General features: G+C 67.4%; 27 protein-coding genes, 1 tRNA gene and 1 pseudogene. 8 read left to right on the plus strand and 21 right to left on the minus strand.

Going from position 1 to position 26,169, the window contains the following annotated elements; translation table 11 throughout:
* Positions 1-1,041, minus strand: a complete 1,041-nt coding sequence (gene ligD / locus ABQE89_RS23035) for a non-homologous end-joining DNA ligase (protein WP_448420983.1) — start codon at positions 1,039-1,041, stop codon at positions 1-3.
* 73 nt (positions 1,042-1,114) lie between these two features.
* Between ligD and ABQE89_RS23040 the strand changes: the two genes are divergently transcribed.
* Both ABQE89_RS23040 and ABQE89_RS23045 read left to right on the plus strand, forming a co-directional pair.
* A complete protein-coding gene (locus ABQE89_RS23040) occupies positions 1,115-2,191 on the plus strand; it encodes an ATP-dependent DNA ligase (protein WP_448420985.1) in 1,077 nt (358 codons plus the stop codon).
* Positions 2,192-2,230: 39 nt separating this feature from the next.
* The gene (locus tag ABQE89_RS23045; RefSeq protein WP_448420987.1) at positions 2,231-2,653 is read left to right on the plus strand and encodes a hypothetical protein; all 423 of its coding nucleotides are present in this window, start codon (positions 2,231-2,233) and stop codon (positions 2,651-2,653) included.
* Here the strand turns inward: ABQE89_RS23045 and ABQE89_RS23050 are convergent, their stop codons facing one another.
* From ABQE89_RS23050 to ABQE89_RS23065, 4 genes are all read right to left on the minus strand, one after another.
* Complete coding sequence (locus ABQE89_RS23050) at positions 2,654-3,268, minus strand: TetR/AcrR family transcriptional regulator (RefSeq protein WP_448420989.1); 615 nt, start codon at positions 3,266-3,268, stop codon at positions 2,654-2,656.
* 35 nt (positions 3,269-3,303) lie between these two features.
* Positions 3,304-6,141 (minus strand): MMPL/RND family transporter, encoded by a 2,838-nt coding sequence (locus ABQE89_RS23055; protein ID WP_448420991.1) that lies wholly within the window; start codon positions 6,139-6,141, stop codon positions 3,304-3,306.
* Positions 6,138-6,560: an MmpS family transport accessory protein gene (locus ABQE89_RS23060; RefSeq protein WP_448420993.1), complete on the minus strand. Its 423-nt coding sequence runs from the start codon at positions 6,558-6,560 to the stop codon at positions 6,138-6,140. Before ABQE89_RS23060 ends, ABQE89_RS23055 begins: the two co-directional genes overlap by 4 nt.
* A gap of 137 nt (positions 6,561-6,697) precedes the next feature.
* On the minus strand, positions 6,698-8,083 hold the full coding sequence (locus ABQE89_RS23065) for an MFS transporter (protein WP_448420995.1): 1,386 nt from the start codon (positions 8,081-8,083) through the stop codon (positions 6,698-6,700).
* A gap of 80 nt (positions 8,084-8,163) precedes the next feature.
* On the opposite strand from ABQE89_RS23065, the gene gluQRS reads away from it, so the two are divergent.
* Positions 8,164-9,033, plus strand: a complete 870-nt coding sequence (gene gluQRS, locus ABQE89_RS23070) for a tRNA glutamyl-Q(34) synthetase GluQRS (protein WP_448420997.1) — start codon at positions 8,164-8,166, stop codon at positions 9,031-9,033.
* Here gluQRS and ABQE89_RS23075 read toward each other — a convergent pair.
* The 4 genes and pseudogenes from ABQE89_RS23075 to tgt all read right to left on the minus strand — a co-directional run bounded on the left by ABQE89_RS23075 (position 9,018) and on the right by tgt (position 14,002).
* The gene (locus tag ABQE89_RS23075) at positions 9,018-10,310 is read right to left on the minus strand and encodes an acetyl-CoA hydrolase/transferase family protein (RefSeq protein WP_448420999.1); all 1,293 of its coding nucleotides are present in this window, start codon (positions 10,308-10,310) and stop codon (positions 9,018-9,020) included. The genes gluQRS and ABQE89_RS23075 overlap by 16 nt on opposite strands.
* Positions 10,310-11,512, minus strand: coding sequence for a saccharopine dehydrogenase family protein (locus tag ABQE89_RS23080; protein ID WP_448421001.1), 1,203 nt, complete (start codon positions 11,510-11,512; stop codon positions 10,310-10,312). Before ABQE89_RS23080 ends, ABQE89_RS23075 begins: the two co-directional genes overlap by 1 nt.
* A gap of 24 nt (positions 11,513-11,536) precedes the next feature.
* Positions 11,537-12,765: pseudogene (locus ABQE89_RS23085) on the minus strand (cytochrome P450).
* Positions 12,766-12,769: 4 nt separating this feature from the next.
* The gene (tgt, locus tag ABQE89_RS23090) at positions 12,770-14,002 is read right to left on the minus strand and encodes a tRNA guanosine(34) transglycosylase Tgt (RefSeq protein ID WP_448421003.1); all 1,233 of its coding nucleotides are present in this window, start codon (positions 14,000-14,002) and stop codon (positions 12,770-12,772) included.
* Between the two features lie 18 nt (positions 14,003-14,020).
* Here tgt and ABQE89_RS23095 point away from each other — a divergent pair, with 18 nt between their 5' ends.
* Together ABQE89_RS23095 and ABQE89_RS23100 are read left to right on the plus strand one after the other, a co-directional pair.
* Positions 14,021-14,473, plus strand: coding sequence for a lipoprotein LpqH (locus ABQE89_RS23095; RefSeq protein WP_448421005.1), 453 nt, complete (start codon positions 14,021-14,023; stop codon positions 14,471-14,473).
* Positions 14,474-14,602: 129 nt separating this feature from the next.
* Entirely contained in the window at positions 14,603-15,115 is a 513-nt protein-coding gene (locus ABQE89_RS23100; RefSeq protein ID WP_448421006.1) for a lipoprotein LpqH, read from the plus strand.
* A gap of 78 nt (positions 15,116-15,193) precedes the next feature.
* Here ABQE89_RS23100 and ABQE89_RS23105 read toward each other — a convergent pair whose 3' ends face one another.
* Entirely contained in the window at positions 15,194-15,541 is a 348-nt protein-coding gene (locus ABQE89_RS23105; protein ID WP_448421008.1) for a DUF732 domain-containing protein, read from the minus strand.
* A 49-nt stretch (positions 15,542-15,590) separates the two neighbouring features.
* On the opposite strand from ABQE89_RS23105, the gene ABQE89_RS23110 reads away from it, so the two are divergent.
* Positions 15,591-15,962 carry a hypothetical protein gene (locus tag ABQE89_RS23110; RefSeq protein ID WP_448421010.1) on the plus strand — a complete coding sequence of 124 codons (372 nt, stop codon included), beginning with the start codon at positions 15,591-15,593 and terminating at the stop codon, positions 15,960-15,962.
* 92 nt (positions 15,963-16,054) lie between these two features.
* Complete coding sequence (locus tag ABQE89_RS23115) at positions 16,055-16,444, plus strand: ATP-binding protein (RefSeq protein WP_448421012.1); 390 nt, start codon at positions 16,055-16,057, stop codon at positions 16,442-16,444.
* Here the strand turns inward: ABQE89_RS23115 and ABQE89_RS23120 are convergent.
* The 6 genes from ABQE89_RS23120 to ABQE89_RS23145 all read right to left on the minus strand — a co-directional run bounded on the left by ABQE89_RS23120 (position 16,441) and on the right by ABQE89_RS23145 (position 21,013).
* A complete protein-coding gene (locus tag ABQE89_RS23120; RefSeq protein ID WP_448421014.1) occupies positions 16,441-16,878 on the minus strand; it encodes a response regulator in 438 nt (145 codons plus the stop codon). The genes ABQE89_RS23115 and ABQE89_RS23120 overlap by 4 nt on opposite strands.
* Entirely contained in the window at positions 16,875-18,455 is a 1,581-nt protein-coding gene (locus ABQE89_RS23125) for a sensor histidine kinase (RefSeq protein ID WP_448421016.1), read from the minus strand. The genes ABQE89_RS23120 and ABQE89_RS23125 overlap by 4 nt, the downstream gene beginning before the upstream one ends.
* Positions 18,452-19,630, minus strand: coding sequence for a PP2C family protein-serine/threonine phosphatase (locus ABQE89_RS23130; RefSeq protein WP_448421018.1), 1,179 nt, complete (start codon positions 19,628-19,630; stop codon positions 18,452-18,454). The genes ABQE89_RS23125 and ABQE89_RS23130 overlap by 4 nt, the downstream gene beginning before the upstream one ends.
* A gap of 174 nt (positions 19,631-19,804) precedes the next feature.
* Positions 19,805-19,895, minus strand: a tRNA-Ser gene (locus tag ABQE89_RS23135).
* 68 nt (positions 19,896-19,963) lie between these two features.
* Positions 19,964-20,440 (minus strand): nucleoside deaminase, encoded by a 477-nt coding sequence (locus ABQE89_RS23140; RefSeq protein WP_448421020.1) that lies wholly within the window; start codon positions 20,438-20,440, stop codon positions 19,964-19,966.
* Positions 20,441-20,494: 54 nt separating this feature from the next.
* Positions 20,495-21,013: a tRNA adenosine deaminase-associated protein gene (locus ABQE89_RS23145; protein WP_069403410.1), complete on the minus strand. Its 519-nt coding sequence runs from the start codon at positions 21,011-21,013 to the stop codon at positions 20,495-20,497.
* A 94-nt stretch (positions 21,014-21,107) separates the two neighbouring features.
* Between ABQE89_RS23145 and ABQE89_RS23150 the strand changes: the two genes are divergently transcribed.
* Complete coding sequence (locus ABQE89_RS23150) at positions 21,108-22,088, plus strand: prephenate dehydrogenase (RefSeq protein WP_448421022.1); 981 nt, start codon at positions 21,108-21,110, stop codon at positions 22,086-22,088.
* Here the strand turns inward: ABQE89_RS23150 and ABQE89_RS23155 are convergent.
* Genes ABQE89_RS23155 through ABQE89_RS23175 form a run of 5 tightly spaced genes read right to left on the minus strand, consistent with a single transcriptional unit; the run spans position 22,030 to position 26,144 of the window.
* Positions 22,030-22,581, minus strand: coding sequence for a putative glycolipid-binding domain-containing protein (locus ABQE89_RS23155; RefSeq protein ID WP_448421074.1), 552 nt, complete (start codon positions 22,579-22,581; stop codon positions 22,030-22,032). The genes ABQE89_RS23150 and ABQE89_RS23155 overlap by 59 nt on opposite strands.
* Positions 22,582-22,625: 44 nt before the next feature.
* A complete protein-coding gene (locus tag ABQE89_RS23160) occupies positions 22,626-23,420 on the minus strand; it encodes an ABC transporter permease (RefSeq protein ID WP_448421076.1) in 795 nt (264 codons plus the stop codon).
* Positions 23,421-23,425: 5 nt separating this feature from the next.
* Positions 23,426-24,100: an ABC transporter permease gene (locus ABQE89_RS23165; protein WP_448421024.1), complete on the minus strand. Its 675-nt coding sequence runs from the start codon at positions 24,098-24,100 to the stop codon at positions 23,426-23,428.
* Complete coding sequence (locus tag ABQE89_RS23170) at positions 24,100-25,197, minus strand: ABC transporter ATP-binding protein (RefSeq protein WP_448421026.1); 1,098 nt, start codon at positions 25,195-25,197, stop codon at positions 24,100-24,102. The genes ABQE89_RS23165 and ABQE89_RS23170 overlap by 1 nt, the downstream gene beginning before the upstream one ends.
* Positions 25,194-26,144, minus strand: coding sequence for an ABC transporter substrate-binding protein (locus ABQE89_RS23175; protein ID WP_448421028.1), 951 nt, complete (start codon positions 26,142-26,144; stop codon positions 25,194-25,196). Before ABQE89_RS23175 ends, ABQE89_RS23170 begins: the two co-directional genes overlap by 4 nt.
* Between the last annotated feature and the right edge of the window lie 25 nt (positions 26,145-26,169).

Below are 26,169 nucleotides of genomic sequence, written 5' to 3' on the forward strand. Positions count from 1 at the left end.
CTACACGGGGTTTCCGTCGTCGTCCCAGTTGGCCGCGACCTTCTTGCTGGGCTGCACGCGCGGCGGCTCACCTGGCATCTTCGGATAGTTCGGCGGGTAGGGCAGATCGCCGAGCCCGCGTTCCTCGTCGGCCTTGACCATGTCGAGCAGCTTGTTGATCGACTGCGGTTTGTCGATGCCGGCCCACGGATCGTCGCGTCGCGCAACGAGATCCGGCACGGTCGCGATCGTGTAGTCGTCGGGGTCGGCGTCGCGCAGTTCGTCCCAACGCAACGGCGTGGACACGGTGGCGATCGGCGTCTTACGCGCCGAGTAGGCCGAGGCGAAGGTCCGGTCGCGGGCATTCTGGTTGTAGTCGATGAAGATGCGTTGGCCGCGCTCCTCTTTCCACCAGGACGTGGTCACCGCGTCGGGTGCGCGCCGCTCCACCTCCCGCGCCAGCGCGATGCCTGCCCGTCGTACCTCGATGAAGTCCCAGTCGGTCTTGATCCGCAGGAACACGTGGATGCCGCGGCCACCGGAGGTCTTGGGATAGCCGACCAGGCCGAGTTCGTCGAGCAGCGGTTTGAGGATGTCCACCGCGACCGTGCCGGCTTCGGAGAACCCGGTGCCGGGCTGCGGATCGAGGTCGATGCGCAGTTCGTCGGGGTGCTCGGTGTCCGGGCAGCGCACTTGCCACGGGTGCAACGTGATGGTTCCCATCTGGGCGGCCCAGGCGATGGCCGAGGAGTGGGTGACCTTGAGCGCGTCGGCGGTGCGGCCGGACGGGAACGTCACCGTGCAGGTCTCGAGGTAGTCGGGGTGCTTGGCCGGCACCCGTTTCTGGTAGATCTCCTCGCCGTCGATGCCGTCCGGGAAGCGCTGCAGGTGCACCGGCCGGTCGCGCAACAACGCGACCATCGGCTCGGCGACCGACAGGTAGTAGTCGAACAGCGTGCCCTTGGTGCCGTTCTTGCCGAGCTTGGGGAAGTACACCTTGTCCCGGTTGGTCAGCCGTACCTTGACGCCGTCGACATCGATTTCCTCCGCGCGAGTGGCCACAGGTTCCATACTCACCCAGACCCGCGCGGCCGACCAGAGTCATCGCGAACAGAGCGTGGATAAAGTTTCGACGATGGACCTGCCCGTGATGCCACCGGTTTCGCCGATGTTGGCCAAGTCGGTCGCCGCGATCCCGCCCGACGCGTCCTACGAACCGAAATGGGACGGCTTTCGCTCCATCCTGTTCCGCGACGGGAACGAGGTCGAACTGGGCAGCCGCAACGAGCGGCCGATGACGCGCTACTTTCCCGAACTGGTCACCGCGGCGATGGCGGAGCTGCCGCCGCGGTGCGTGGTCGACGGCGAGATCGTCGTGGCCGCCGATGCCGGCCTGGATTTCGAGGCTTTGCAGCAGCGCATCCATCCGGCGGCCAGCCGCGTCAACATGCTCGCCGAGCGCACGCCCGCGTCGTTCATCGCGTTCGACCTGCTGGCGCTGCGCGACGAGGACTTGACCGGACAGCCGTTCGCGCAACGCCGCGCCACCCTGGTCGACGTGCTGACCGGATCCGGCCCGTCGATACACGTCACGCCGGCGACCACCGATCTCGACACCGCACGCGTGTGGTTCGACGAGTTCGAGGGCGCCGGCCTCGACGGCGTCATCGCCAAACCCCTGGACCTGACGTACCAACCGGACAAGCGCATGATGTTCAAGATCAAGGATCACCGGACCGCCGACTGTGTGGTCGCCGGCTACCGGGTGCACAAATCCGGTGCGGACGCGATCGGCTCGCTGCTGCTCGGGCTCTACGACGAGGGAACACTCGCATCGGTCGGCGTGATCGGCGCGTTCCCGATGGCCACCCGGCGGCAATTGTTCGCGGAGTTGCAGCCGCTGGTCACGACCTTTGACGAGCACCCGTGGAACTGGGCGGCGCACAGGACCGGCGAACGCACGCCCCGACGCAACGAAGGGTCGCGCTGGAACGCCGGCAAGGACCTGTCGTTCGTGCCGCTGCGACCGGAGCGGGTGGTGGAGGTGCGCTACGACCACATGGAGGGCCGACGGTTCCGCCACACCGCACAGTTCAACCGGTGGCGCCCCGACCGTCACCCACGCTCGTGCACGTACGACCAACTCGAGCGTCCCGTCGCCTTCAGGCTCGACGACATCGTGCCGGGGCTGGTGACCAGGAACATCGGGTAAGCAGTGCCGTGGATGGGTGAAACGTGTGATGCTGCGTGCATGCTCACCCGTGCGATGGTCGTCGGGGTCGCGGTCGCCGGCGTCGCGATCGGGTCGGCGGCGCCGGCCTGGGCGGTCGACCGGCTCGAGGGCGACTACCGCTACACCAACGGGGCGACGGTCAACACGTGGACCATCACCTCGCAGTGCAACCCCGAAGGCCTGTGTGGCGGGACGGTGTCGAGTTCCACCGGGATGCTCGTGCACATCGGCAAGCAGATCGACGGCCCGTGGACCGTCAACCGCCACGACGTGCCCAACGGCCGGGTGTGTGCCGACGGCAGCACCGGCCCCGCCGATCAGTCGTACTCGTTCGACCCGGTGAGCCTGACGGGCACGCTGAGCTACTCGTGGCCCGCCGGCACCTGCGGTGACCCCCACCCCGGGCACGCCGAGGAACCGATCAGCCTGACGCCGCTGTGATCAGCGTGCGTCCTGCAGGTGCCTGATCGCGGGCATCACCACGGTGTCGATCACGTGGCGCACGAAGCCGGCGTCGACGCGCTGCCCACGCACCACCTGTAGCAGGCTCATGGCGGTGGTGATGTCGGCGACGACCGACCAGTCCCGGTCGCCGGCGATCTCACCCCGGTCGGCGGCCTGACTCAGGATCGCGGAGAACACGTGGCGTCCCCTGAACAACATCAGGTCGTCGAGGGCCGCGGCCAGCTCGGGGTCTTTCGAGGCTTCCAGCGCGACTCTCAAGATCAGGTCCGTGGACACCAGCGAGTCGTCATTTCGCTTCACGCGCTCGACGAGCAGGTCCAGGTCACCGCGGAGGCTTCCGGTGTCGGGCGCATGGTTGTCGAGGAGGTCGGGCCGCCAGTAGAGCAGAGCGTCGGCAAGCAACGCCGCCTTCGACGACCAACGCCGGTAGATCGCGGCCTTTCCGACGCCGGCGCGCTCGGCGATGTCGTTCATGTTCGTGGCGTCGTACCCGTGTTCATTCAACGCCGCCAGGGCCGCATCGAGGATGGCGGGGTCGCGGGATCGGTCCAGGCGTCCCTCCGTGCGCTGGCGCAGTTTCGACTCTGCCACCGTTGCACGCTGTCGCCGGCCGCGCGGTGCGTGATTCACCCTGCGGCTCGCTTCAGGCGGTACCTGTCGACGATCTCGAAGGTGTTCAGCGGCCACCAGAACCAGCGGCCCAGCGCCGCGGCGATCGACGGGGTCATGAACGACCGCACGATCAGTGTGTCGATCAACAACCCGATGCCGATGGTCATACCGAGCTGGCCGATCACCCGCAGATCGCTGACGACCATCGACATCATCGTGAACGCGAACACCAGGCCGGCGGCGGTCACGACGCGGCCGGTCGCGCCCATCCCGCGGATGATGCCGGTGTTCAGGCCGGCGTGGATCTCCTCCTTGAGCCGCGACACCACCAGCAGGTTGTAGTCGGAGCCGACTGCCAACAAGATCACCACCGACAGCGGCATCACGATCCACTGCACCCCCAGCCCCAGGATGTCCTGCCACAGCAGCACCGACAGACCGCAGGCGGTCCCCAACGACGCGGCGACGGTTCCGACGATCACCAGCGCGGCGACGACGCTGCGGGTGATCATCAGCATGATCGCGAAGATCAGGATCATCGAGGCGATGACCGCGATCATCAAGTCGACGACGACCCCGTTCTGCATGTCGTGATAGAGCGAGGCCGTACCGGCCAACGACACTTTCGCGTTCTGCAGCGGTGTGCCCTTGACCGCGTCGGCGACGGTGTCAGTGATTCCGTCTATGTGCGCGATGCCATCCACCGAAGCGGGATCACCCTGGTGGGTGATGATCATCCGGACGGCCTTGCCATCGGGTGACACGAACATCTTGAGTCCGCGCTCGAAGTCCGGGTTCTGGAAGACCTCGGGCGGCAAATAGAACGAATCGTCGTTCTTGGCCTGGTCGAAGTACAGGCCCATCTCCGTGGCGCCCTGCGCGAGCTCCTGGGAGTGCGCCTGGATACCCGCCATCGTGCTGTGCGTCGACAGCATGAAGTTGCGCATCGTCTTCATCGACTCGATCGTCGGCGGGATGGTCGCCAACATCTGCGGCATCAATCGGTCCAGCTGGTCGAGGTCACCGGTGACGCCTTGCAGTTGGTCGGCGAGTCGGTCGATCCCGTCGAGCGAGTCGAAAATCGACCTCAGCGACCAACAGATCGGGATGTCGTAACAATGCGGTTCCCAGTAGAAGTAATTGCGAAGGGGCCGGAAGAAGTCGTCGAAATTGGCGATGCTGTCGCGCAATTCGCTGGTGGTGTCCACCATGTCGTGAGTTCGGCCGACCATGTCGTGCGTGGTGGCGGTGACCTGTTGCATGAGGCCGTACATGCGTTCGAGGTTGGCGACGGTCTCGCCCAACTCATCAGCCTGCTCGAGCATCTGGGCGGTGTTGTCGTTCATCACCTTCGCGGTCTGCAGGGTCCCCGAGTTCTGCATCGCGATCTGGAAAGGAATGGAACTGTGCTCGATCGGCGCACCGAGCGGGCGGGTGATCGTCTGCACCCGCTCGATACCGCGCATGTGGAAAACACTCTTGGCCACCCGGTCGATGACCAGCATGTCCGCCGGGTTGCGTAGGTCGTGGTCGGCTTCGAGCATGAGTAACTCGGGGTTCATCCGGGCTTCGGAGAAGTGCCGTTGCGCGGCGGCCATCGAGACGTTGGCGGGCATGGCGGCGGGGGTGAACTTGTCGTCGTTGTACTGCGGCACGTAGGTCAGCAGGCTGACGAATCCGATGACGGCGACCAGCGCGGCAACGCTGATGACCGGCTTGGGCCAGCGCACCACGGTCGTGCCGACCTTGCGCCAACCGCGGGTGGACAGTTCCCGCTTGGGGTCGAACAGACCGAACCGCGAACCGGTCACCAGGATCGCCGGCACCAACGTCAGGGCCGCGGCCACGATGACCAGAAGTGCTATCGCGCACGGCAGCGCCATCGTCTGGAAGTACGGCAGCGTCGTCATGGTCAGGCACAGGCAAGCGCCCGCGATGGTCAGGCCCGACCCGAGGATCACGTGCGAAACACCCCGGTACGCCGTGTAATACGCATCTTCCCGGTTCAAACCGGTGGCACGAGCCTCGTGGTAGCGCCCGAGCAAAAAGATGACGTAGTCCGTTCCGGCGGCAATGGACAGCATCGTCACCATGCTCACCGCATAGGGCGTCAGGCCGATCAGGTCGAGGTTGCCCGCGGTGGCTGTGACTCCCTGTGCGGCAAAGAGTTCGATGCCGACGATCAACAGCGCCAGCAGGGTGGTCACCACCGAGCGGTAGACGAGCAGCAGCATCAACAGGATGACGCCGATCGATACCAGCGCCATCGTCGCCATCGACTTGTGCCCGGCGATGCTGGTGTCGACGTTGAGCACGGTGTTGCCCGCCACGTAGGCCTGCACTCCCGGCGGCGCCGGAACCGACTCGACGATGTCGCGCACCGCCGCCACCGATTCGTGGCTGGGGGTCGTGCCTTGCGCGCCTTCGAGGAAGACCTGGACGTAGGCGGCCTTGCCGTCCGGACTCTGCGAACCCGCCGCCGTCAGCGGATCACTCCAGAAATCCTGCAGGAATTGGACGTGGGCGCCGTCGGCCTTCAGCTTGGCCACGATCTGGTCGTAGTACGCGTGAGCGCCCTCGCCGAGCTTGTCTCGGCCTTCGAGCACCACCATCGCCGTGGAGTCGGTGTCGAACTCCTCGAACACCGCCCCGATGTTCATCATCGACTGGAAAGCGGGCGACTGCTGCGGGGCCAGCGACACCGAATGTGCGTCGGCGACCGCGTCCAGAGGCGGGGTGAGCACGCCCAGGACGACCGCGAGAAGCACCCAGAACAGGATGATCGGAATCGAGAGGATCCGCACCAACCGGGCGACGAGTGGACGACCCGGCTTGGAATGCGTTGTGCTCATACGGACTTCACCAAGCAGTAGACGAACGGGTGAACCTCGTCGTTGCTGCGGTCATCACGTACCTGACCGTCGACCACGACTCGACAGCGCAGGCTCTCGACGTCGGCGTCCCCTTGCGCGACGATGTTGGCCGACATCGAGGGCAGCGTCGTCACGATGGTGAACGACCACGGCAAGGTCGCGGCGTCGATCCGATGGGGTTGACCGTTTTCGTCCAGATAGTCGAGGTCGACGTGGCCACCCGGACCGGTCAACTCGTAGGTGATGTGCTTGGGGTTGAACGGTTCGGTCAGACCGGAATTCGCGTCGACGGCCGTGGCCGCCCGGCGGTCGGTGACTGTGTCACGGATGCGGACCACCGCGTATGCCCCGATCGAGACCACGACCACGAGGACCAGTGGCATCCACGTTCTTGCCATCAGTCGGAGCACCGATCGCCGCCTCCCATCGTGCGCCGATGGGCGGAACTCGAGTTCCGTCACGGCAACGGGAGCACTTTACCTCCCCGAAACGGCAGTCCGCTCGCCGGGTTAGGCGCCGCGGGCGCCCGTTGTGCTCAGCTGCGGCTGTCCTCGAGTTCGTAGTCCAACTGTGGCGGTGCTTCCGCGGTGCCGGGAATTTCGGTGCCGCCGATCGGGCACCGCGCGGTCTCGGGCAGCTTGAGCAGGGCGATCGCGCCCACCACGCACGCCCCCATCATGTAGTAGGCCGGGAACAGGCCGTCGCCGGTGGTGTTGATCATCCAGTCGTTGACGGCCGGGGCCGTGCCGCCGAAGATCGCCGTCGACACGTTGTAAGCGATCGCGAACCCGGCATAGCGCACCTGGGTGGGAAACATCGCCGGGAACGTCGCCGAGATCGTGGCCAGTTGCGGCATGTACAGCAGGCCCAGCACGGCGAAGCCGATCACGGCGCCCACGACGCCGGTGGACATCAGCAGGAACATCGGTATGCCCGCGACGAACAGCCCGATCAGCGAGATCCACCAGACCGGTTTGCGCCCGATGCGATCGGACAGCAGCCCGGCCAACGGCAGCACCAGCATCATCGAGAGCATGCCGATGATGGGCACCAGCAGCGACATGTCGGTGGACAGCCCGATGGTGTTCTCCAGATACGTCGGCATGTAGGTCAGCAGCGTGTAGTTGACGACGTTGAGCGCGACCACCAGCCCGCCCAGGCGCAGGATCGGACTCCAGTACTCGCGCAGTAGGTCGCGGAACTGGTTCTTGATGTCGTCCTCGCGCTGGCCGGACTCCGACAACTCCTTGAACACCGGCGTTTCGTCCAGCCGCGACCGCAAATACAGCCCGATCAGGCCGAGCGGGGCGGCGATCAGGAACGGCAGCCGCCAGCCCCAGGTGTTCATCTGGTCGTCGGTGAGCACCAACGAGAAGCCGAGCATCATCAGCGCGCCGGCCGAGAACCCCGCCAGGGTGCCGAATTCCAGGAAGCTGCCCAACACCCCGCGACGGCGTGTCGGCGCGTACTCGGCCATGAACGTCGCGGCACCGCCGTACTCACCGCCGGTGGAAAAGCCCTGGATCATCCTCAGCAGCACCATCAGCGCCGGCGCCCACAACCCGATCGCGGCGTAGCTGGGCACGAGCCCGACGCACAGGGTGGCGCCTGCCATCAGCAGGATCGTGACAGCGAGCACCCTGCGGCGGCCCAGTCGGTCGCCGAGCGGGCCCCAGACGAACCCGCCGAGCGGCCGGACCAAAAAGGACACCGCGAACGTCATCAGCGCCAGCAGTGTCGCCGTGGCCCCGTCACCGGGGAAGATCGCCGTGGCGATGTAGGAGACCCCGTAGGCGTACAGACCGTAGTCGAACCATTCGGTGAAGTTGCCGACGGCCGAGGCCGCGATGGCCTTTCTGACGGTGCCCGGCTCTTCGTGGGGTCCGGCGTCCTGCGTGCTGGCGGAGCCTTCGGAATCCACAGTTCCTCCTTGTGTGCGGTCCCCCCGACTAGCGCTATATACCCAGCGCGGCACTGTTTGTACACCGTTACATTTTTGGGGTGACTGCAGGCAGGTTTGCGCCGAGCCCGTCGGCCGATCTGCACATCGGCAACCTGCGCACCGCGGTGCTGGCCTGGCTGTTCGCCCGGTCCACCGGTCGGCACTTCGTCATCCGCGTCGACGACCTCGACGACCGCACGGACCCGGCCATCGCCGAGCACCAGTTGGCCGACCTCGCCGAGATCGGGCTGACCTGGGATCGGGTGGAGTGGCAGACCCGGCACCGCGACCGTTACGACGCCGCCATCGCCGAACTCGCCGATGCCGGACTGCTATACGAATGTTATTGCAGCCGAAGAGATATCGCGCAGGCGCCACGCGCTCCACACGCGCCGGAGGGGGCCTACCCGGGAACCTGCCGAGAGCTCACCGATGCGCAGCGCGAGGCCAGACGCGCCGAGATCGGTCGTCCGCCGGCGCTGCGATTGCGCACCGACGCGCTCGTACACACCGTCCACGACCTGTTGCACGGCGATTACACCGGCGCCGTCGACGACTTCGTGGTGCGTCGCGGTGACGGGGTCCCCGCCTACAACCTCGCGGTGGTCGTGGATGACGCGGCTCTGGGCATCGATCAGGTGGTGCGCGGCGACGACCTGCTGGCGTCCGCACCCCGGCAGGCCTATCTGGCCAGGTTGCTCGGCTACCCGGAGCCGACGTACGCCCACGTCGCCCTGGTGCTCAACGAGGACGGCGTCCGGTTGGCCAAACGCGACGGCGCCGTGACGCTCGCCGAGATCGGCCGGCGACGCGCGATGGCGCAGATCGGCGCGTCGTTAGGCTGGCGGGCGGACAATCTCGAGGAGATGCTGGCGCAGTTCGAGCCGTCGCGCCTGCCGCGTCAACCCTGGATCTACCGCCCGGACTGAACCAGGGCGTCGCGGAACCGGGGGTGGGCGATGTCGGCGAGCGCCTCGGCGCGCTCGCGCACGGTTCTGCCTTCCAACTCCGCGGCGCCGTATTCGGTGACGATCACGTCGACGTGGTGTCGGGGAGTGGTGATCAGGGCGCCCGCGTCGAAGCGCGGCACGATCCGCGACTGCAGCACCCCGTCCTTCTCGAACGTGGACGGCAGGCAGATCAGCGAGCGGTCCGACAGTTCGAGGCCGGCGCCCGCGACGAAGTCCTCGGCGCCGCCGACGCCGCTGAACTGGCTGCCGCCGATGGTGTCGGCGACCACCTGGCCGTGCACGTCGATCGCGAGCGCGCCGTTGATCAAGATCATGTCGTGGTTGGCGCCGATCACCTCCGGCGCGTTGACGATCCCGACCGGAAGGAAGGCGACCTCGGCGTTACCGTTCAACCACGCATACAGCTCGGCCGAGCCGAACGCGAACGTCGTCACGCTCACCCCGGCGTATTGGCCCTTCCTGTTGTTGGTGACCTTGCCCGCCCGGTGCAGCCGCATGCAGCCGTCGGTGAACATCTCGCTGTGCACGCCGTATTCGCCGCCGTCGCCGTCGGCGAGCAGCGTGGCGATCTGATTGGGGATGGAGCCGATGCCGGTCTGCAGGGTGGCTCCCGGCGGGATGAACGCGACGGCGTGCCGCGCGATCGCCTTGTCGACGTCGGTGGGCTCCGCATCGCCACCGGGCAGCGTGAGCGGCGCCTCGGTCGAGTTGACCAGGATGTCGATCTCGTCGACATGCAGTGCGTGGCGCCATTTTTCGCCGAGCCCGAAGGTTCGGGGGAACGCGTCGGAGGCCTCGACGACAAGCACTCGGTCGGGATCGGCGCCCGCACGGCGCAACTCGTCGACGGTGCCGCCTGCGTGCAGTGAGAGCGAACACCAACCGTCCGCGTCGGGCGGGGTGGCCACGGTCGTCATCACCCGCGGCGCCTGATGCTCCATGAGCGGCCCGAACCGGCGGAAGTCGGCGGGCACGAACTCGATGTCGGCGCCCGCGCCGAGCAGTGCGCGCTCCAGAGGTCCGTAGAAGCCCGACAGATAGCGCACCCCGGGTCGGGAGAACAGTTCGGTGCCGACCGCGAGCAATGCGCCGTAGACGCGCAGATCCGTCCAGTCGTCGCGCTCGCCGAGGGCACGCAACACCGCAGGCGGCTGGCCGGGACCGAGCGGCATCCCGAGCGTGTCGGCGGGTCGCAGGCGCGCGGCGGCCTGGTCGGCGGCGAGTTCTTCGGGCATCACAGCTCCATCTGGCCCCACGGCGCACCGTAGGCCGTCAACAGTTCCAGAAACGGCACGGCGTCGAAGGCCTCCGGTCCCAGAACCCCGGAGCCCGACCAGGTTCCGTTGGCCAGAAGCTCCAGCGCGACAACGGGATTGATCGCGGTCTGCCACACCACGCACTGGTGCCCGTACTCGGCCATCGACCACTCGTTGTCGACGACGTGATACAGGTAGGTCGAGCGCGGGTTGCCGTCGGAGCCGGTGCCCGTCACCCACACCCCCGCGCATGTCTTACCGCGCATCTTCGGGCCCAGTGTGGCGGGATCGGGCAGACAGGAGGCCACCACATCGCGCGGACTGACCTCGACCGGCCCTACCCGGACCTTCTCGGTGCGGTCCAGGCCGAGCTTGTGCAGCGTCTTGAGCACGTCGATGAACTCCTCGCCGAGCCCGTACTTGAACGTCGCACGCTTGCAGTCGATCCAGCGCGGCATCAACAACACCTCCTCATGCTCGACGTTGACGCACTCGACCAGACCGATGCCGTCGGGAAAGTCGAACACCTCGGGCTCGCTGAACGGTTCGGTGGTGAACCAGCCGCGGCCGGCCTCCCAGATGACCGGTGGGTTGAGGCACTCCTCGATGGTGGTCCAGATGGAGAACGACGGGGCGAACTCGTAGCCGTCGACGGCCAGGTCGGACCCGTCGCGGGTGCCGAGCTCGTCGATCTCGGAGAACAGGTGGTCGGCCGCGTAGCGCGCGAACACATCCGACAGCCCCGGTTCGACGCCGATGCCCACCAGCGCCAGCCGGCCCGCCGCCGTCCACCGGGCCTCGTCGGCGAACTGCTCGTCGCCGAGTTTGACGCCGGTGAGTTCGTACGGCTTGTCCGGATCGGGCCGCGACAGGCTCATCGCCATGTCGAGATAGTCCGCGCCGCCCGCGAGTGCGCCGGTGAAGATCGACATCACGAACCGGGGATCGACGGCGTTGAGCACATGGGTGATGCCGTGGCGCCGAACGAGTTCGGCCACCGCATCGGCCGAACCGGCGTCGACGTGCGCGGCGCGAAACCGCGCGTCACCCGCCGCGGCGGCCCGCTGTGCGCGGCTCTCGTCGTAGTCGGCGACGACGAGCGCGTCGTAGAACCCTCGACGCACGGCGATCGAGCAGAACGCCGCCCCCACCCCGCCGGCACCGACCAACAGAATCCGCATGGGCTAGGACGCTATACCGTGATTTCACTGCAGCGCCACGGAAAGCGAAGCCATCCCGCGCAGCGTCAGGTTCGGCTTGTACACCGGTTCGGCGGCCATCCGCGCGCGCGGGAACCGGGCGGTGAGCGCGGAAAGCGCGACGGCTCCCTCCAGCCGGGCCAGCGGCGCGCCGAGACAGAAGTGCACACCCTTGCCGAACCCCAGATGCCGGATGGTCCCCCGGTCGGGATCGAACTCACCGGGGCGTTCGACGGCGGCGGGATCGTGGTTGGCCGCCGCCAGCAGCAGCATCATCACGTCACCCCTGGGAATCGCGACGTCGCCGACGGTCATATCGTCGGCGGCGATCCGGCTGGTCAGCTGCACCGGCGGTCGTACCGCAGTGTCTCTTGGACGACGGCCGACACCCGTTGCGGGTTGTCGCGCAGCGCATTCCACTGCGCAGGGTGGCGAAGCAGGGCCAACGTCGCGTTGGCGATCAGGTTCACCGTCGTCTCATGGCCCGCGACGAGCAGCAGGTTGCAGGTCGCAACGATCTCATCTTCGCTGAGTTGATCTCCGGCCTCCTCCACGCCGACGAGGGCCGACATCAGGTCCTCGCCGGGCTCGGCGCGTCGCCGTGCGATCAAGTCGCGCAGGTACTCGCGCAGCCACAGCCCGGCGTCCACGATTTCGTCGAAGTTGCCGTGGGCCTGCCCGGTGACGGTGTAGATCGGATCCAACGCCCTGGCCAGAATCGCCGAGGCCCGGCTGAAATGCGGCTCGTCGTCGATCGGGACACCGAGAAGCCGACAGATCACCGCGACCGGAAGCGGATAGGCCAGATCCGCGACCACGTCGAACTGCCCCGCGTCGGCCGCCTTGTCCAGCAGCGCGTCGACCATCGCGACGATGTCGGGCTTTAGCGCCCTGACCACCTTCGGCGCGAAGGCCTTGCTGACCAGCCCGCGCAGCCGGGTGTGGTCGGGTGGGTCGAGGAACAGAAAGCTCGGCGGGCCCACCTGTCGCGTCTCGGCCTCCTCGCCGGCGGCCTGGCGCTGCGCGAGCGTGGCCTTCGACCGGTCGTTGGCCGACGACGGATGGCGCAGGATCTCGTCGCAATGCGCATACGAGGAGAAGACCGTCAACGTCATCTCCGGCAGTCGCATCGGTCCGGCGTCCCGGATCTGCCGGTAGGCCGGGTACGGGTCCGCCCGGTTCGACGGGTCGAGCAGCGTCAGCAGCAGCGCCTGCGGGTCCGCGGTCGAGCTCATCTGTCTATTGTGCACGTGTCGAGTAGTACCGGCCCAACACTTTTTCGCGTAGCTCGTCGAAGTCACCGGCTTTGATCGCCTCCCGGATCTGGTCGACCAGCCTGATCACGAAGCGTTCGTTGTGGATGGTGCACAGCGTCGCCGACAGCAGCTCCTTGGCCTTGAACAGGTGGTGCAGGTAGGCGCGGGTGTAGTGGCCGCAGGTGTAGCAGTCGCACTCGTCGTCGATGGGCCCGAAGTCGCGGCGGTAGCGGGAGTTGGTGACGTTGAAGCGCCCGGTCGCGGAGTAGACCGCGGCGTTGCGCGCGACGCGTGACGGCGACACGCAGTCGAAGGTGTCGGCGCCGGCGGCGACGGCGTTGAACAGGTCGTCGGGCTCGCTGATACCGAGCAGGTGCCGGGGTTTGTCGGCGGGCAGTTCGCTGCTGACCCAGCCGACGATGGTGGCCAGGTTCTGTTTCTCCAACGCCCCGCCGATGCCGTACCCGTCGAAGCCGACCCCGTCGTCGCCGACGATCTCGGTCAGCCCGCGCGCCGCCTGCCTGCGCAGGTCCTCGTACTGGGCGCCCTGCACCACACCGAACAACGCCTGCCGCGGTCCGGCGCCGTCGGCGCGGGTCAGGCGGCGGTGTTCGACGATGCACCGCACCGCCCAGTCGTGGGTGCGCTGTACCGAGCGCTCCTGGTAGCCGCGGGTGTTGACCAACGTGGTCAGCTCGTCGAACGCGAAGATGATGTCGGCGCCGAGTTGGTGCTGGATGCCGATCGACACCTCGGGGGTGAACCGGTGGGTGGAGCCGTCCAGATGCGAGCGGAACGTCACCCCGTCGTCGTCGACGTCGGCCAGCCGCTCCTTGCCCTCGGCGATGATGTCGTCGGCCTGCACCCGCTCGGCGTCCATCGCCAGCACCTTGCGAAAGCCCGCGCCCAGCGACAGCACCTGAAACCCGCCGCTGTCGGTGAACGTCGGCCCCGGCCAGTTCATGAACTTGCCCAAACCGCCCGCCGCCGCGACGATATCGGGCCCCGGCTGCAGATAGAGGTGGTAGGCGTTGGCCAGGACCGCTTGTGCACCAATCTCTTTCATGGTTTCTGGCAGCACGGCCTTGACCGTGGCCTGGGTGCCCACCGGAATGAAGGCCGGGGTGTGGATGTCGCCGTGCGGCGTTCGGATCACCCCCGCCCGACCGAGTCGGCCCGGCAGTTCTGACTCAATGCTGAAAAACGGGCCGTCCACGCCGTAGATTCTCCCACTGTGAGGTTGCGGTGGATTGTCGCCTGCGCATCGGCGCCGGCTTTCGGGTGGGCATTGACCGGGTGCTCGTCGGCCCCGCCGGAATACCAACCCGCGCCGGGCACACTGGTCTCCGGCACGGCGCAGGTCACCGTCAACGGTCAGGACACCGGCGTCACCGATGCCGTGCAGTGCGATTCGACCGGAACGCTGACCACCATCACCACCGGCGACGAGGCCGCCGGCGTCACCGCCATGATCTCCAACCGCGACGAGCTGGTGGCCGAGTCGGTCACGATCCGCGATCTCGGCGGTTTCACCGGCAGCTACAACAACGGCCTCGGCGACACGGCCGCCTCCGAAGTCTCGATGATCGGCAGAACCTACGACATCACGGGCACCGCCGACGGCTTCGCCACCGACAATCCGAGCTTCCGGACCTCGGGCACATTCGCGATCAAGGTGTCCTGCTGACGCACCGGCGGACCCGCGGTCGCCGCTTTTTTTCGCCCAAATCGCCCGTCGCGGCCGATGCCGCGCACCATACTGCCTGAGGATGGTCTGCCGATCTTGACGGATCACAACTACACAAAGGAGACAGTGGTGAAGCATGGATTACTGGTCGCCATAGGCGGCGCGGCGATCGTGGTCGCAGGACTGACCGGCTGTTCATCGGACGACAGCAGCACGTCAGCGGAAAACGAAAGCCCAGCCGCGACTGCGGAGACCACTGCCGAGACCACCGCTGAGGCCACCGCCACCGCGGAAGCGGGCTCGGGCGAAACCAGGGTCACCATCGACGGCCAGGATCAGGAAGTCACCGGCACGGTGGTGTGCAGCGCGATGGGCGGCAACATGAACATCGCGATCGGCGACGCGGCCACCGGCATCGCGGCCGTGGTCAGCGAGGGTGACGAACCCACGGTGACGTCGGTCGGTCTGGGCAACGTCAACGGTGTGACGCTGGGCTACCAGAGCGGCACCGGACAGGGTGAAGCCACCGCGGAAAAGGACGGCAACAGCTATCACATCACCGGCACGGCCACCGGCGTGGACATGGCCAACCCGATGCAGCCGGTGGAGAAGCCCTTCGAGATCGAGGTCACCTGCCCATAGGCGACCCAATAGCTTGACAGCGAGGCGGCGGCGTCCCTGACCGGGGCGCCGCCGTTGCTGTGTCTGCCTTGCGAGTACCTACGGTGTGACGGCGGGCAACGTGTACCCGGCCGCGGACTGCCGCAACTGCCAGATCTGTGCCGGGCACAACTCGTTGACGGCCTGGTTGATCAGGTAGGCGCCCTGGTAGTAGTCGCTGGTGTGGAAGTCCGCCTTCACCTGCTCGACCAGTTCTGCGTAACCCACCTGTGCGCCGACTCGCTCGCAGATGCTGTTGCCGTAACCGATCGCGGCCTCGGCGTTGGGGAAGTTGTAACCGGGCCGAACATGCACGTTGACGAGGTAGGCGACGGAGTCGGCGTGGACGGGAGGAGCCAGCGCGACGGCGGCTCCGGCAGTGACCATTGCGGCGAGTACCAGCTTCATGAAGCGAAACCATACGCGGACGGCCGCTCCGATACCTAGGCTTGTCGCCATGAAGTTCTTTGCCGCAGTAGTGATGGCGTGCGGACTGCTGGCCGCACCGATGGTTGTCGCGGGGCCCGCGACGGCGTCGCCGGGCTATTGCGACGGGCCGGACTGTGTCCCCTATCTCAATCGCACCGCCGCCGCCGGCGAGCATTGCGTGCAGAACACCCGCTACAACTTCGGTGTCGATGCCTCGGGTAACACGCTGGCGTGCAGTTCGCGCAGCGTCTGGATCGCGGCGCCGCCGCTCGTCGGGGTGCGCACGCTGCGGCTTCCCTGCGGTGAGGACACCGGCGTGGCGCAGTCACCCGACGGGGTGCCGCTCAGCTGCATCGACGGCGCGTGGACCGCCGACTACAGCTGGACCTTCTACCGGTAGCCACATCCCCTATGGTCGAACTCGCGCGTTGCGTGAGTTTACGAGCCAAGGGGTACAGGGGGAGCGTGCCGATCGATACGCATCCTCGTCCGATGGACTCGCTTCGAATCGAGGTACCGGCGACCGCGGATCGACTGGCAGACATCCGGCGCCGCCTGTCGTCCTGGCTGGCCTCGACGCAGGTGCCCGACCAGATCGCCACCGACATGGTGCTGGCCGCCAACGAGGCGGCCACCAATTGCATCGAACACGCCTACCGCGGCGACGAGTCCGGCGTGGTCCAGGTGGAGGCCGCCCGGGAGGGTGACCGGGTTGTGGTGTGCGTCACCGATTTCGGCTCCTGGCGGACACCGCCCCGCCAGCCGGGCACCCGCGGCCGGGGCATGGCGATCATGCGCGCGGTCGGCGACCGCGTCGAACTGGACGCCTCGGACACCGGCACCACGGTGCGCATCAGCGTCGACGTGACCGACTCCGGTTAGGAATTCGGAAGCCGGACCACCTGGACGAAGAACTCGTCGATCTGGCGCACGGCGTTCATGAACTGGTCGAGATCCACCGGTTTGGTGACATAGGCATTGGCATGCAGTTTGTAGCTGCGCAGGATGTCCTCTTCCGCCGAGGACGTGGTGAGCACCACCACCGGGATGTGGCTCAGGTCCGGATCGGATTTGATCTTCTCCAACAGTTGCCGTCCGTCGTACTTCGGCAGGTTGAGGTCGAGCAGGATTAGGTCCGGCCGCGGCGCGTCCTGAAAGCGGCCGCGCCGGTACAAGAAATCCAGCCCCTCCTCGCCGTCGTGGGCGACGTGCAGGGTGTTGTTGATCTTGTTGTGTTCGAAGGCCTCCCGAGTGATCAGCTCGTCTCCCGGGTCGTCCTCGACGAGCAAGACGTCTATCGCCCGACCAGATGTCATGCGGTGTCTCCTTCCAGAGCGGCCGCGGCGGGTTCCCCTGCAGCGACGGGATCAGCGACGGGAATCGTGAAACGGAACCTGGCTCCGTCGGTGTAGTCGGTGTCGATCCAGATGCCGCCACCGTGGTGTTCGACGATCTTCTTGCACAACGCCAGCCCGATACCGGTTCCGGTGTAGACGTCGCGACCGTGCAGCCGTTGGAAGAGCACAAACACCTTGTCCGCGAACTCCTCGGAGATGCCGATCCCGTTGTCGGTCACGGTGATCAGCCAGGAACCGCCACGCTCGTCGGAATCGACCTCGCAGTCGATGACGATGCGGGGCGTGACGCCGTCCCGGCGGAACTTCATCGCGTTGCCGATCAGGTTCTGCCACAGCATTGTCAGCAACGTGGGGTCGCCGGTGATCTGCGGCAACTGTCCCTTGCGCACGATCTCGGCCTCGGTCTCGTCGATGGCCGTGGCCAGGTTCGCCAGCGCGTCGTCAAGTGCGTCGTCGAGGCTGACCTGCGCCTCGGTCGAGTTGAGCCTGCCGACGCGGGAGAACGTCAACAGGTCGTTGATCAGAACCTGCATGCGTTTGGCGCCGTCGACGGCAAAGCCGATGTATTCCTTGCCGCGGCCGTCGAGTTGGTCACCGTAGCGCTTTTCTAGCAACTGACAGAACGAGGCCACCTTGCGCAGGGGTTCCTGCAGATCGTGCGAGGCGACATAGGCGAACTGCTCCAGTTCGGAGTTGGAGCGTTGCAGTTCGAGCGCCTGATCGGCCAACTGTGCGCGCGCCGAGCGTGTCGACTCGAGTTCCTCGACGATGCGCTGGCGCATGTCTTCGACGTCGGTGGCGATCGCGCGGATGTCCCTCGGACCCCGCGGCACGATCTTCTCGTCGAAACTGCCATCGGTGATCTTGCGGCAGGCCGCGGCCAGCACCGAAAGCGGCCGGGTGACGGCGGTGCGCACCAGCACCGCCAGCAGAACCGTGGCCAGCAGAAACATCGCGGCGAGTGCGGCCAGAATCACGTTGCGCCACAAGCGAATCTGTTCGAGTTCGGCGACGGCGTCCTGGCGGGCCTGCAGCAGGTTGCGGTTCTGCACGTCGAACATCGACCGCAACACGTCGAATTCCGCCTTGCCGCGCTCGGCGGTGCCGGCGTCCAGAATCGCGGGTCGGCCCGGAGCCACGGCGGCGATCAGCGGTTCCACATACGACTCGCGCCACGCCGCCGCTCCCTGCTCGACCGCGTCCAGATCGCCGATCAGCTCCGGTCGGTACCCGACGAGATCCCGAATCTCCTGCGCAGTGTCGCGTTCGAGGTCTCGGCCCTTGAAGTAGGGCTCCAGGAACAGTGGGTTCGCGGTGATCGCATAGCCGCGCACCGCCGTCTCCTGGTCACGCAGCGCGCCCTGCAACTGGTAGGCCGCGATGCGCGCCGGCTGAACGTCGAAGGTCAGGGCACGGGTCACGTCGTCGGTTCTGGCGAACAGCACCGCGACCGCGACGCCCCCGGCCAGCACCACGATCACCATGATCGAGAGCACGAGGTTCTGCCAGCCCTGCACCGTGGGCGGCCATCTCATTCGCCCGCCGTCCGCTCCACCCGCACGACGGCGATGTCGTCGCTGATCCCGCCGACGGACTGGGCGCGCCGGTCGACGTCATCGATCAGCGCGCTGACGAACTCGGCGGGCGGCAGGTGCGCGTAGGACCTGGCCACCTCGAGCAGGCCCGCTTCGCCGAGGCGCTCGTTACCCCGGCCCGACCGCCCCTCGAACAGGCCGTCGGTGAGCAGTACCAGGCCGTGCCCGGGCGGGAGGTCGAACTTGTTCAACGGCCACAGGTAGCCGTTGAGCCCGAGCGCGGGCCCGACCGCGGGTTCCAGCCATTCCACGGTGTCCGGGCCGTGCACCAGCATGCCGGGATGACCGGCCGACACGACGTCGAAACCCAGTCCTTCGGGGTGGATGGCGACCGACAGCACCGTCGCGAAGATGCTCGAACCGGGACGTTCGGTGGTCAGCACGCGTTCCAGCTGACGCATCCGCTCGTTGCCGCGCAGTCCGGCGAAGGTCAACGCCCGCCACCCGATCCGCAGCGCCACGCCCAGCGCGGCCTCGTCGGGCCCGTGTCCGGCCACGTCGCCGACCATGACGTGCACGGTGCGGTCCGGGGTCTGGACGAAATCGTAGAAGTCGCCGCCGAGCAGGGCGTGCTGCCGGCTCGGCCGGTACTGAGCGACGATGTCGACACCGGGCGGATCCAACAGCAGCGGCGACGGCAGCAGCCCACGCTCCAGCCGGGCGTTCTCGTTGGCGCGCAGTTCACTGGCGTGCAGTTCGACCGCGGTCAACTCGGCGCGTTTGCGCTCGACGGCATACAGCAGCGCGCGGTGCAGGGTCTCCGGCTCCACGCGGCCCTTGACCAGATAGTCCTGCGCACCCGCCGCGACGGCCGAGACTCCGAAGTGCTCGTCGTGAAGGCCGGTCAACACGACGATCGGCATCGTGGGGTCGCGCCTGGCCACCAGGTCGAGCGCCTTGATGCCGTCGGCGTCGGGCAGGTTCAGGTCCAGCAACACGCAGTCCGGGCGCTGCGCGGCCAACATCTGCTCGGCCGCCTCCATCGACGGGGCCCACCGCACGGCGATCTCCGCCGTGGCGTCGGCGATCAACTCCTCAACCAGAATCGCGTCAGCTCGGTCGTCCTCGACGAGGAGCACCGAGAATGGCCGGCTGCTGCCGCCCGTCGAAATCACATCGCCACCCGCTGACTCGGGGTCGTAAAGCGCACGCACCAGTAACCAGGCCTCCCACGTTGGTCACCGTGGTCGCCCTGACCCTTCTTTAGTGACGTTTCAGACAATAGCGGGCCTTCCCCACACCCGCCGATAAGTACGGTTTCCGTCCGGTCGGCGCGCTGGGGAGGGCATTGGCGGTGGCGGAGGGATTTGAACCCTCGGACGGGGGTTACCCGTCACACGCTTTCGAGGCGTGCTCCTTAGGCCGCTCGGACACGCCACCGCGTTGCAGCTTACCGACCAGCGCACCGACAGCCCAAATGCGGCGGCTTGGGTGTGATTTCTTTTCGCTCAGCGAAAGTTTTCACGCCCGAATCGCTGCCCAGCGAAGAACTGCTCGAGCGGCGCAGCGCACTCATCAGCCAACACCCCGCCGCGCACCTGCACGCGATGCGTCAACCGCCGGTCGCGGACCACGTCCCACAATGAGCCCGCCGCCCCCGTCTTCGGTTCCCAGGCCCCGAACACCAGCCGCGCCACCCGCGCCATGACCAGCGCTCCCGCGCACATCGTGCAGGGCTCGACGGTGACCGCGAGCGTGGTGCCCGCCAGCCGCCAGCCGTCGCCGAGGGCAGCCGCGGCGGCCCGCATCGCCACGATCTCGGCGTGCGCGGTCGGGTCACCCAGCGCTTCGCGGGCGTTGGCGGCGCGGGCCAACTCGGTGCCGTCGGGCCCGATGATCACCGCGCCGATCGGCACGTCACGGGATCCCGCACCGCGGGCGGCGTCCAGCGCGGCGCGGATGAGCTCTTCGTCCGTCCTCCTCACGATTTGTGTGCGCTTACGAGCGGTACGCGCAACAAAACGCACACAAATCGCACGTCATCGGCCCAGGCGGTCGAGCACCTTCGACAGCTCATCGGCGAAGCCCATCTCGCGGGCGATCCGGCCCAGCTGCTCGTCGGCGTACAGGTCGGTCTCGTCGAGGATCACCCCGAGCACCCCGTCGGGGAGGCCGACGTCGGACAGCAGGCCCAGGTCGCCTTCCTCGAACGGTTCGGCTTCGTCGAGGTCCTCCGGGCCGATGTCGGCGTCCAGCTCCTCGAGCACCTCGGCGGCGATGTCATAGTCCAGCGCGGCGGTGGCGTCCGACAACAGCAGCCGCGTGCCTGCCGGGGCGGGCCGGACGATCACGAAGAATTCGTCGTCGACGTCCAGCAACCCGAAGACCGCTCCGGCGCTGCGCAATTCGCGAAGTTCGGTCTCGGCGGCGGATAAGCTCGTCAGAGCCGCTCGACGCATCGGTGCGCAACGCCACTTACCGTCTTCACGCACGACCGCGACACCGAAGCCGTCCGGCGTATCGGTTTGCTCTCGTGCCGGCGCACGCTGTGCTCCCATGTCGGCTTACGGTAGTCGCCGACCAGGTCATTTACCAGGAGAGCACCTGGAGCCTGACGTCGGGCGATGCCACGAGATGTGCCAACCTGAACAGGTGACGAAAACGCCGGTATGCGTGGTCGGCCTTGGATTGATCGGCGGCTCGGTGATGCGCGCCGCCGCGGCCGCCGGGCGGGAGGTTTTCGGCTACAACCGCTCGGTGGAGGCCGTCGCGGCCGCCAGCGCCGACGGCTACGACGCCACCGACGACATCGACGCGGCGCTGGTCCGGGCGTCCGATAGCAAGGCGCTCATCGTGCTGGCCGTTCCGATGCCTGCGCTGCCGCAGATGTTGGGCCACGTCACCGAGACCGCTCCCGAGTGCCCGTTGACCGACGTCACCAGCGTGAAAAGTGCTGTGCTGCAAGAGATCCAATCTTTCGGGCTGCTGGACCGCTTCGTCGGCGGCCACCCGATGGCCGGCACTGCGCACTCGGGCTGGGCGGCCGGCGACGCCAGGATGTTCGTCGACGCGCCGTGGGTGATCAGCGTGGACGACCACGTCCGGCCCGACGTCTGGGCCCAGGTGATGGAGCTGGCGCTGGACTGCGGCGCGTTCGTCGTACCCGCCCGTTCGGACGAACACGATGCGGCGGCCGCCACGATCTCGCATCTGCCGCATCTGCTCGCCGAGGCGCTCGCCGTCACGGCGGGTGAGGTTCCGCTGGCGTTCGCGCTGGCCGCCGGGTCGTTTCGGGACGGCACCCGCGTCGCGGCCACCGCGCCGGACCTGGTGCGGGCGATGTGTGAGGCCAACGCCGAACAGCTGGTTCCGGTGCTGGACCGCACGCTGGAGCTGCTGAGCCATGCCCGCGACGCGCTGGTCGCCAAGAATCCGCTGAGCGATCTGGTCGACGCCGGTCACGCCGCCCGGGTGCGCTACGACAGCTTCGGCAGGCCCGAGATCGTGACGATCGCCATCGGGGAAGAGCGCTGGCGTGAGGAACTCGCCGCCGCGGGCCGCGCAGGCGCGGTGATCAGATTCGCTCTGCCAACCCTGGATAGTCGAGGGGGAAGCCCTCGGCGTCGACGGTGATCGTGGTGTCGGCGACCGGCGAGTGCAGTTTGATCCCGTCGGCCGCGCTGCTGTAGCTGATCATCGCGGTGGCCACCGAGACCTCCGGCAGCCGCACGTAGACCACCGGGCAGGTGACCGAGTCCGAGCGCTGATGCAGCCCGGTGCGCCGGATCGGCAGGGCGTTGAAGAACGGGCTGAAGACCACGTCGACGTCGAGTGCGCCGTCGAAGGCAGAGCGGGTCGACTGGCCGGTGTGGTCCTGCACCAGCCACATGTTCTCGTCGTCACGGGCGATCGACAGCTGGCGTTCCCGCTCGGCGAGGGTAACGGTGAGCGAGAGCCGGTTCGTGGCTCCGGCCTCGTCGGTCACCAGGTTGTAGGACGCGGAGAACGCCGGATGCGACGCGGTCGCAGCCGAAACGATCCGGCCGTAGGCCTTGATCCGGTTGCCGGCCAGCTGCACCCGCACCGACTCCATGCGCGCCAAATCGTGCGCCTGCCACGTCAACATCGCCGGCCATGCGTTCTGGGTCGCATCGGTATTGCCTGCGTCGCTCACCCCTCTACGGTAAGCGACGGGTCCCCTCGCCCGTAGCGCGGCTCCGAACCACCGGTCGCGGGCGCCCGCTGCCGGGATTCGAGCGCGACCTCGTCGCCGAGCAACGGCTGCGGCATGCGACGCAGTTTCTGTAACCGCCCGGAACCGGGCACCGACACCCAGACAGCGAACGCCAGCGCGGCGTCGAAAATCAGCGCCAGCGCGGTGACCATCAGCGCGCCGACCAACGCGATGTGGAACTGGCGCACCTTGATGCCGTCGATCAGGTAACGGCCCAGACCGCCGAGGCTGGCGTAGGCCGCGACGGTCGCGGTCGCCACGATCTGCAACGTGGCGGTGCGCAACCCGCCCAGGATCAGCGGTAGCGCGTTGGGCACCTCGACGCGCAGCAGCACCTGCCGTTCGGTCATGCCCATCGAGCGGGCCGCGTCCACGACGGTGGGCTCCACGTTGGCGATACCGGCGTAGGTGCCTGCGAGCAGCGGCGGGATGCCCAGCAACATCAGCGCGACCGTCGGCGGAACCAACCCGAGGCCCCACAGCAGTACCCCGAGCAGCAGCACCCCCAGCGTGGGCAGCGCGCGCAATGCGTTGACGCCGGTGACGATGACGAACGTGCCCCGCCCGGTGTGCCCGATGAGCATCCCGATCGGGACCGCGATCAGCACCGAGAAGACCACCGCCAGCACGGTGTACTCCACGTGCTCACCGATGCGCGCGGCGATGCCCGCAGGCCCGCCCCAGTTGGCGGCGGTGAAGATGAACGACAGCGCGTCGGAAAGAAAGTCCATCGGGCTCATCCGGCGACCGCCTTGATCCGATCGGCGCGGCTGATCCGCGCGGTGCGGGTCCAGGGCGTCGCCGCCCGGCCGGCGAGCATGATCAGGGTGTCGACGACGATGGCCAGTAGGAAGATCGCGATGATGCCCGCGATGATCTGATCGCTCTTGTTGGACTGGTAGCCCTCGGTGAACCAGGTTCCCAGCCCGCCGATGCCGATCACCGACCCGACCGACACCATCGAGATGTTGGTCACCGCGATGACGCGCAGGCTGGCGACGAGCACCGGAATCGACAACGGAAGTTCGACCTTGAGCATCCGGAACAGCGGGCGGTAGCCGACCGCGGTGGCGGCGTCGCGCACCGCCTCGGGCACGGCGTCGAGCGCTTCGGGCACCGCGCGCACCAGCAGCGCGCAGGTGTAGAGCGTCAGCGCGACGATGACGTTGGCCTCGTCGAGGATCCGGGTCGGGATGATCAACGGCAACACCACGAACAGCGCCAGTGACGGAATGGTGAAGATGATGCTCGCCGTCACGGTCGTCAACCGCCGAAGGTAGGCGGTCCGCTGCACCAGCGCACCCAGCGGCACGGCGATCAGCAGCCCGAGCACGATCGGCATCAGCGACAGCCGCACATGGATCACCGTCAGAGCCCAGGCGGCGTCGAGATGGGTCAGCAGGTAGCGCACTAGCCGGCCCGCTGTTCCTTCAGCGCCGCCAGCACGTCGTCGGCCAGCACACCGCCGATCGGCTTACCGTCGGCGTCGACGGCCACCCCGACGCCCGACGGCGCCGACAGCGCGGCGTCGAGCGCCTGACGCAACGAGTCCTCGCGGGTGAACAGCGATCCGCCCGCGGTGGTGCTGTCGTAGAGCGAGCTGCCGTTGCGGTGCAACTGCACCCCGTCGGCGTCGATCCACGCATACGGGGTGCCGTCGGGCTTTTTGACCAGCACCCAGTCGCCCGGGCCCAAGGCGAGCGCGTCGACCTCCGCTTCGGTGACGGACCGGATGTCATGCAGCGGAAGGCCGGTGGAGTGACGGAACTGCAGGCCTCGGTAGCCGCGGTCGGCACCGATGAACCCCGCGACGAAATCGTTGGCCGGATTGGACAGCAGCCGGGCCGGTGCGTCGTACTGCTGCAACACGCCACCCCGACCGAATACCGCGACCTTCTCCCCGATCTTGATGGCCTCGTCGATGTCGTGGGTGACGAACACGATCGTCTTCTGCAGTTCGCTTTGCAGCCGCAGGATTTCGGTCTGCAGCTCTTCGCGGACCACGGGGTCCACCGCGCTGAACGGCTCGTCCATCAACAGGATCGGCGGGTCGGCGGCCAGCGCCCGCGCCACCCCGACCCGCTGCTGCTGGCCGCCGGACAGTTGGGCGGGATAGCGGTTGCCCAGCGCGGGATCCAGCCCGACGCGTTCGAGTACGCCGAGTGCGGCTTTGCGTGCGGCGCGCCGGGATTCGCCTTTGAGCACCGGCACCGTTGCGACGTTGTCGACGACGCGTTGGTGCGGCATCAGGCCCGCGCTCTGGATGACGTAACCGATGCCCAGCCGCAGCTTCACGGGGTCGACGGCGGTGACGTCGTCGCCGTTGACGGTCAGCGTGCCCGACGTCGGGTCGATCATCCGGTTGATCATCCGCATCGAGGTGGTCTTACCGCAGCCCGACGGCCCGACGAACACCGCGAGCGTGCCCGTCGGCACCTCCAGGGTCAGATCGTCGACGGCGACGGTGCCGTCGGGATACCGTTTGGTGACGCCGTCGAAGACGATCATCCGCTGACCGGCTTGTCGAAGCCGTTGTCCTGGACCCATTTTCGGGCGGCCTCGTCGGGATCGACGCCGGCGTTACCCGAAACCGCGCTGTTCATCTCGATGAGCGCCTCGGTGGTGAGTTTGGCCGAGACCGCATCGAGCACGGTCTTGAGCTCGTCGGACTTCTTCTGCGAGCTGACCAGCGGCATGACGTTGGCGGCCGGGAAGTTGTTCTTGGGATCCTCGAGGACCACGAGGTCGTTCTGCGGGATCGCCGGTGCGGTGCTGAAGATGTTGGCGGCGGTCACGGTGCCGTCGACCAGCGCGCGCACCGTCGCGGGGCCGCCGCCGTCGTTGATCGAGACGAAGTTGCCCCGCGGGATATCGAGGCCGTAGTTCTGTTTGAGCCCGGGCAGGCCCTCGGCGCGGTCGAGGAATTCCGAGGACCCACCGAACTTGACCTCGGCGGAGTGCGCGGCGAGATCGCCGATGGTCTTGAGGTACCACTTCTCGGCGGTCTCGCGGGTGACGGCGACGGTGTCCTTGTCCTCGGCCGGCGAGGGCGGCAGCATCGACAGGTCACCGGGAAGCACCCGCAGCAGGGCCAACTCGATCGCGTCGGGTTTCGTCACGGTCGACGTCGGGTCGAAGTAGTTCAACAGGTTGCCGGTGTATTCGGGGATCAGGTCGATGGAGTGGTCCCGGACCGCCGGGACGTAGGTTTCGCGGCTGCCGATGCCGAATTGGCGGGAGATCGTGAAGCCGTTGGCTTCCAAGGCCTGCGCGTAGATTTCGGCGAGGATCTTGCTCTCCGGGAAGTCCGCGGAGCCGACGGCGATCGTCTTGAGGTCCCCGGACACCGTTCCGCCGCCCAGCGGATTGGAGCTGCCGCAGGCGGTCAGCACGGTGCTCACCAGCCCGAGGAGCAACGCCAGCACGGCCACCTTCCACCTGGCGACGTTGCCCATGCGTGGAGTCCTTTCGGCGCACTTG

The organism is Mycolicibacterium sp. XJ1819, from assembly GCF_053483675.1.